This window comes from Dyella sp. (assembly GCF_051954575.1).
Classification (GTDB): domain Bacteria; phylum Pseudomonadota; class Gammaproteobacteria; order Xanthomonadales; family Rhodanobacteraceae; genus Dyella_B.
In genome coordinates this window covers 1-6,847 of record NZ_JBQCHP010000027.1, presented here as the reverse complement: position 1 = coordinate 6,847, position 6,847 = coordinate 1, and the positions used below count along the sequence as shown (strand labels likewise).

The window sequence follows — 6,847 nt, the reverse complement described above, 5'->3', positions numbered from 1 at the left end:
GCCAGCTTCAGCGTAGTCTCGGTCTGACCGCCACCGAAGTGGATGTGCTGCTCGTCTTTCAGAATCGGCTGCCCGGCTGCGGGCAATTCCTTTACGTCCACCAGCAGGTGGTGGTGGCCGGTCTTTTCGTGCGCGTCGCCGGCGGGCGCAATACCCATGCCCTTGAGGCCAAAACGCACGGTGAAACTTTGCGAAACGGTGGCGCCATCCTGCGGCGAGATGATGTAGACCTCGGCGCCGGCCGGGGCCTTGGCCACCGGCAACATGGGCGCCTCGCCGGCGCATGCGGAACCGGCAACGGCGGCGAATGCGGCGGCAAGCAGCAGATGTTTCATGAAAACCTCCTGATCCAGATATCCGTTCACGCAATCTAGCCGAGTTGACCGCCTCAGGGCACGGTTTTCCCCATTTCGTCACACCCGTAACCGGCCTGTCACCTGTGCGCCATCGCTACGCAACGACGCAAGCGGAAGCTACTGCCGTACAAGACGAGGATGCGCCATGCGTATCGGCATCATCAGCGAGACGTATCCGCCGGAGATCAACGGTGTCGCGCTCACCGTGCATAGTCTGGCGACAGGTCTGGCCGCAAAGGGCCACGCGATCGATCTTATCCGCCCCCGTCAAACCGTCAGCCACGTCGACGAATCGGGCATCGATGCACTGGAAACGCGCGGCGCGGCCCTGCCCCGCTACCCCGGCCTGCGCTTCGGATTGCCCGCGCCGCGCACGCTGCGCCAGCGCTGGACCCAGCACCGCCCCGACGCGATCTATGTCGCCACCGAAGGCCCGCTGGGCCGCTCGGCGGTGAAGACGGCCGTGCGCCTGGGGATTCCGGTCGCCACCGGCTTCCACACCCGCTTCGACGCCTACGCCAACCACTACGGCGTGGGTTTTCTCACGCCGGTGGTGCATGGTTATCTGCGTCGCTTTCACCAGCGCGCGAACATCACGCTGGTGCCTACCGATGCGCTCGCGGCGGAACTCACTGCGATGGGCGTGGACCATGCGCGCCTGCTGCGCCGCGCGGTGGACACCAAGCTGTTCCATCCGTCCAAGCGCGACGAGACACTACGCGCAAGCTGGGGCGTGGACGCCGATACGCCAGTGGTGCTCTACGTGGGCCGCATCGCACCGGAAAAGAATCTGGAGCTGGCCGTGGAGACCTTCCGCGCGATCCAGCAGGTTGCGCCGAAAGCGCGCTATGTGTGGGTGGGCGACGGTCCTGCGCGCGCGGCGCTGCAGGCGGCGCACCCGGATTTCATCTTCGCCGGCATGAAGCGCGACGAGGCACTGGCCGCGCACTACGCCAGCGCGGATCTGTTCCCGTTCCCGAGCCTGAGCGAAACCTTCGGCAACGTGATCCTGGAAGCGCTCGCCGCCGGCTTGCCGGTGGTGGCGTATGCGGAAGGCGCGGCGCGCGAACATCTGTTCGATGGCGACAACGGCTATCGCATCACTTCCGGCGACGCGCGCGCGTTCACCGCCGCCGCCGTGACGCTGGCCGCCGACATCCACCTGATCCACCACTTGGGCCAGGCCGCGACCGCCAGCGTGGAACGCCTGTCGCCGGACGCCGTGATCCGCGAATTCGAAAACCTGCTGCGCGAACTGGTCGAGGAGAACATGCATGACCGCCATGTCACCATCGCACCTGCCTGAGCACGTCGCGCTGCCGCGCTATGCGTTCGACCGGCGCATGTGCGTCGCCGCCAACCGTTGGGGCGCACGCCACGCCGTCGGCTGGTTCTTCGGCATCATCAGCCGTCTCGGCGACGGCGTGTTCTGGTACGCGCTGATGCTGGCGCTGGCGCTGATCGACGGCCGCCGCGGCCTGGAAGCCGCCGCGCACATGGCGGCCACGGGGCTGGTGGCGCTGGCCTTGTATCGCGTGCTCAAGCGCTGGACGCGCCGCCCGCGTCCGTTCCGCACCTGCCCCGGTGTGATCGCGCACGTGCCGCCGCTGGACGAATTCAGCTTTCCGTCCGGACATACCTTGCAAGCCGTGGGTTTCACCATCGTCGCGCTGGCGTGGTATCCGTTGCTGGCGCCGTTGCTGCTGACGTTCACTGCGCTGGTGGCTGCATCGCGCGTGATTCTCGGCTTGCATTATCCAAGCGACGTGCTTGCCGCCATTTTCGTTGGCAGCGGTCTCGGTGCGCTGTCGCTGTGGATCGTGCACAGCGCACCGCAACTGCTCGTGTGATCAAAACCTGCGCTGAGCAATTGTTCGTCACGCCGTGCTCACATGCTTTGCGCTCAACGAGATAGCACATCTATCCACAGGCTCTACCAGAGACTTTCCACAATCGCTGTGGAAAAGTACGCGCACTTGCTGCACAGAAATTGAGCACGCCGTACCAAGTGGTTGATCGCAAAGATGCGTGCGTGGGTTTTCCACAGGGTTTACCGGAAGGCGTCCACATTGGTTGTGGAAAACCTTCGGTTTCTGCAACCCTCATTGCCGTCATTCCCGTTTTCTCGGGAATGACGGCAAAGTAAGGTCGGCCATCGCAACACTAGCGACGTCCAAACAAAAAAAGCCGCCCGAAGGCGGCATTTTTGGATCGGCTTGCGCGCACGTCACGCCGCGCGCGGCACCTTGCGCAGGATGTTCAACACATCCGCCAGCTTGTCGCGCATGTTGCGGCGGTCGACGATCATGTCGATCGCGCCGTGCTCCAGCAGGAACTCCGAACGCTGGAAGCCTTCCGGCAAAGTCTCGCGCACGGTCTGCTCGATCACACGCGGGCCGGCAAAGCCGATCAGTGCTTTGGGTTCGGCCACGTTGATGTCGCCGAGCATCCCGAGGCTTGCCGACACGCCACCGGTGGTCGGATGCGTAAGCACGCTGATGTACGGCACGCCCGCTTCGCGCAAACGCCCCAGTGCGGCGGAGGTCTTGGCCATCTGCATCAGCGAGAACAGTGCCTCCTGCATGCGCGCGCCGCCGGTGGCGGAGAAGCACACCAGGGCGCTGCGTTCGCTCAATGCGCGTTCGGCGGCGCGGGTGAACTTCTCGCCCACCACTGAGCCCATCGAGCCGCCCATGTAGGAAAACTCGAACGCCACCGCCATCAGCGGCTGATCCTTGAGCTTGCCGCTCATGGCGATCAGCGCGTCTTTCTCGCCAGTGGATTTCTGCGAAGAAACGATGCGGTCGCGGTATTTCTTGGAGTCACGGAATTTCAGCGGATCGCTGGGCTCCATGCTCGTCCACCGTTCCTGCGTGCTGCCTTCGTCGAGGAGCGACAGCATGCGCGCGCGCGCGCCGATCGCATGATGATGGCCGCACTTGGGGCACACCATCAGGCTGCGCTCCAGCTCCGGCCGATACAGCACGGCGCCGCAGCCACCGCACTTTTCCCACACCCCTTCGGGCACCTTGCCCTTGCCCGCCGCGGTGCCTTGCGTGCGTACGCGGGGTGTCATGATTTTTTGCAGCCAATTCATGGATTCCGCCTCAATCTGGAAACATGCGCGGCCTTATCGGTGCGCCGGTCACGCGGCTTGCGCGTTCCCTTCGTCTCTATGGCGACGTTTCCACAGAGATAAAGGGCGAGGACGACCCGGCCTCGATGCAGCCCATGGACCACGGATCGCCCACTGCCGTTCCCTTGTTCTATTTTTGTTGCCCCCGGTGCCGCGCCCTTCCCCCTCCGCAAAGGGAATGCGCCTTCAGGCATCCAGTGCCGCGCGGATCGGGCGCAGGAAAGCGTCCACCCTTGCCACAATGTCCTGCTCGGTGGCTGCGCCATCCAAACGCTCCACCAATGCGCTGCCGATCACCACGGCATCGGCGAACTCGCCGATCGCTTTCGCGCTCTGCGCATCCTTCACGCCGAAACCGACCGCAACCGGCGCCTTCGCATGCGCGCGGATATCGGCCACGCGTGCGGCGATGTCCTGCGTACTCAAGCGTCCGGCCCCAGTGATGCCGGCGAACGACACATAATACAGGAAACCTTCGGCAGCCTCGCACAACTGCGCCATACGCGCGGGTGCGGTGGTCGGCGCGGCCAGCAGGATCTGCTTGAGGCCGGCGTTGCGCAACGGCGCCAGCACCTCGGCCTCTTCCAGCGGGCAATCCACCAGCAGCACGCCGTCGACGCCGGCGGCGACGGCCTCCGTCGCGAAGCGCTGGTAACCGTGGATTTCGACGGGATTGAGATATCCCATCAACACCACGGGCGTCTCCTGGTCACGCTCGCGGAAAGCCGTCACCCACTTGAGCACGTCCGCCAGCCCCACGCCCTTGGCGATGGCGCGTTCGCTGGCGTGCTGGATCACCGGGCCGTCGGCCATCGGGTCAGAAAACGGTACGCCCAGCTCAATGATGTCGGCGCCGGCAGCGACCAGCGCGTGCATCAAGGCCACGCTGCGCTCCGGCGCGGGATCGCCGGCGGTGACGAAGGGGATCAGTCCGGTGCGGCCGGCGGTTTTCAACGCAGCGAAACGGCGGTCGATGCGGCTCATACCTGCACTCCTTCGCGTGCGGCAATCGTGTGCACGTCTTTGTCGCCACGGCCGGAAAGATTGCACAGCACGATGCCGTCCTTCGGCAGTTCGCGCGCCAGCTTCATCGCCTGTGCCACTGCGTGGCTGGATTCGAGCGCGGCAAGGATGCCTTCAGTGCGTGCGAGCAGATGGAATGCCTCCAAGGCTTCGTCATCGGTCACGCCGACATATTCGGCGCGGCCGGCATCTTTGAGGAACGCATGCTCGGGACCGACGCCGGGATAGTCCAGGCCGGCGGAGACGGAATGCGTTTCGGTGATCTGGCCGTTGTCATCGCACAGCACATAGGTGCGATTGCCGTGCAGTACGCCGGGGCGCCCGGCCGCCAGCGATGCGGCGTGATGGCCGGTGGCGATGCCTTCGCCCGCCGCTTCCGCGCCGACCATGCGTACCTGGCGATCGTTGAGGAATGCGTGGAACAGGCCGATCGCGTTGGAACCGCCGCCCACGCATGCGGTGAGCACGTCCGGCAGGCGGCCGTACTGCTGCAGCATCTGCGCGCGCGCCTCGCGGCCGACGATCGCGTTGAAATCGCGCACCATCATCGGATACGGATGCGGTCCGGCGACGGTGCCGATGATGTAAAAGGTGTCGGCAACATTGGTCACCCAGTCGCGCATCGCTTCGTTCAGCGCGTCCTTCAGCGTTTTCGAGCCGGACGTGACCGGCACCACTTCGGCGCCGAGCAGCTTCATGCGGTACACGTTGATCTTCTGCCGCTCGATATCGACGGCGCCCATGTACACCACGCACTTCAGGCCAAAACGCGCGGCGACCGTCGCGGTGGCCACGCCATGCTGGCCGGCGCCGGTTTCGGCGATCACGCGCGGCTTGCCCATGCGCTTGGCGACCAGCGCCTGGCCGATGGTGTTGTTGATCTTGTGCGCGCCGGTGTGATTCAAGTCCTCGCGCTTGAGCAGGATGCGCGCGCCGCCGACGTGCTTGGACAATTGCTCGGCGTGGTAGATCGGGCTGGGGCGGCCCACGTAGTGGGTGAGATCGCGATCGAGCTCGGCCAGAAATTCCGGATCCTCGCGCAGGCGCAGGTAGGCCTCGGTGAGTTCGGCCAGGGGGGCCATCAGGGTCTCGGCCACGTACTGGCCGCCGAAGCTGCCGAAACGCCCGTGGGCGTCGGGCCATTGATTGAAGTCCATCGACATTGGTCAGGATTCCTGGGAGTAGCGTCTGCCCGGCGGATGCCGTGAGATGCTCAAAAATAACGCGGATCGCATGGCCAAAAAAGCGATAAGATCGCCGCCATCTGTTAGAAAAACTCACGTATCCATGCGCAACTTGCCGTCCCTCAACGCCCTGCGCGCCTTCGAGGCCACCGCCCGGCTGGGCAGCGTCGGCCGCGCCGCCGAGGAGCTGCATGTCACCCACGGCGCCATCAGCCGTCAACTGCGCCTGCTGGAGGAAGCGCTCGGCCAGCCGCTGGTGACCCGCCAGGGGCGGGGCATCGCCCTGACCGTCACCGGCAAGCAATTGCACGATCACGTCAGCGGCGCCTTCGAGGCGCTACGGGACGGCTGGGCTCAACTGCAACGCGATCGCCAGGATGCTCCGTTCGTGCTCGGCTGCGCAGGCAGCTTGCTCGCCCGCTGGGTGATTCCCCGGCTGGAGCGACTGGAACGCGACCTGCCCGCGCTGCGGCTGCATCTTTCGCCGGAAGAAGACCCGCTCGCGCCGCGGCATGCCGAACCCGATGCGGCGCTCGCCATGGCCGTACCGCCATGGCCTGCCGGGTGGCGGGTGCATATGCTGGCGCCGGAACATATCGGTCCGGTGGTGAGCCCACGCTATGCGGGACTTGCACGCTTGCTGGCGGAAGGCGCCGCCGGATTGAGCGGCGAAGCCCTGCTGTTCACGCATTCGCGCCCGCAAGCGTGGCCGGCGTGGGCGCAGGCAAGCGGCATGAACGCCGAAGCGCTGCACTACGGACAGGGCTTCGCGCATCTGTTCTATCTGTTGGAAGCGGCTGTCGCGGGACTTGGCGTAGCGATCGCTCCGGTGCAGCTCGTGCAGGACGATATCGACGCGGGACGTCTGCTCGCGCCTTGGGGATTCCGGCAGACCGATGCGAGCTGGATTCTGGCCACGCCACGGCGGCGCAACGACAACCGCGTGGATGCATTGGCGGCGTGGATGCGCAACGAACTCAAGTCCGCGCCGCTCACCTCAATCCTCCCGTAATCGCATGGACTCGCCCCCGCTCCGACAAGGCCTCTGGGGCCAGCGGAGGAGAGTAAAACTCTTCACCGTCCTGTAATGAGCGAGGGCGAGTCATGAACAAGCGTACTCCTGTTGTCGAAGCGAACGAATTGGCGGT

At 65.3% G+C, this 6,847-nt stretch carries 7 protein-coding genes; 3 read left to right on the top strand and 4 right to left on the bottom strand.

Annotated features, from left to right (window positions below; all coding sequences use genetic code 11):
• The coding region (locus ACTHNE_RS03380) for a DUF4399 domain-containing protein (RefSeq protein ID WP_440268561.1) at nucleotides 1-335 on the bottom strand (335 nt) is incomplete at its 3' end.
• A 166-nt stretch (nucleotides 336-501) separates the two neighbouring features.
• Here ACTHNE_RS03380 and ACTHNE_RS03375 point away from each other — a divergent pair.
• Nucleotides 502-1,662, top strand: a complete 1,161-nt coding sequence (locus tag ACTHNE_RS03375; RefSeq protein ID WP_324947678.1) for a glycosyltransferase family 4 protein — start codon at nucleotides 502-504, stop codon at nucleotides 1,660-1,662.
• Complete coding sequence (locus tag ACTHNE_RS03370; RefSeq protein WP_324947676.1) at nucleotides 1,631-2,206, top strand: phosphatase PAP2 family protein; 576 nt, start codon at nucleotides 1,631-1,633, stop codon at nucleotides 2,204-2,206. The genes ACTHNE_RS03375 and ACTHNE_RS03370 overlap by 32 nt, the downstream gene beginning before the upstream one ends.
• Nucleotides 2,207-2,583: 377 nt before the next feature.
• On the opposite strand, the gene accD is transcribed toward ACTHNE_RS03370, so the two are convergent.
• From accD to trpB, 3 genes are all read right to left on the bottom strand, one after another.
• Entirely contained in the window at nucleotides 2,584-3,453 is an 870-nt protein-coding gene (gene accD, locus ACTHNE_RS03365; protein ID WP_440268560.1) for an acetyl-CoA carboxylase, carboxyltransferase subunit beta, read from the bottom strand.
• A 225-nt stretch (nucleotides 3,454-3,678) separates the two neighbouring features.
• Complete coding sequence (gene trpA / locus ACTHNE_RS03360) at nucleotides 3,679-4,476, bottom strand: tryptophan synthase subunit alpha (RefSeq protein ID WP_440268559.1); 798 nt, start codon at nucleotides 4,474-4,476, stop codon at nucleotides 3,679-3,681.
• Entirely contained in the window at nucleotides 4,473-5,678 is a 1,206-nt protein-coding gene (gene trpB / locus ACTHNE_RS03355) for a tryptophan synthase subunit beta (protein WP_324947670.1), read from the bottom strand. Before trpB ends, trpA begins: the two co-directional genes overlap by 4 nt.
• A gap of 124 nt (nucleotides 5,679-5,802) precedes the next feature.
• Between trpB and ACTHNE_RS03350 the strand changes: the two genes are divergently transcribed.
• Nucleotides 5,803-6,711: a LysR family transcriptional regulator gene (locus tag ACTHNE_RS03350; protein ID WP_440268558.1), complete on the top strand. Its 909-nt coding sequence runs from the start codon at nucleotides 5,803-5,805 to the stop codon at nucleotides 6,709-6,711.
• Nucleotides 6,712-6,847 lie beyond the last annotated feature (136 nt).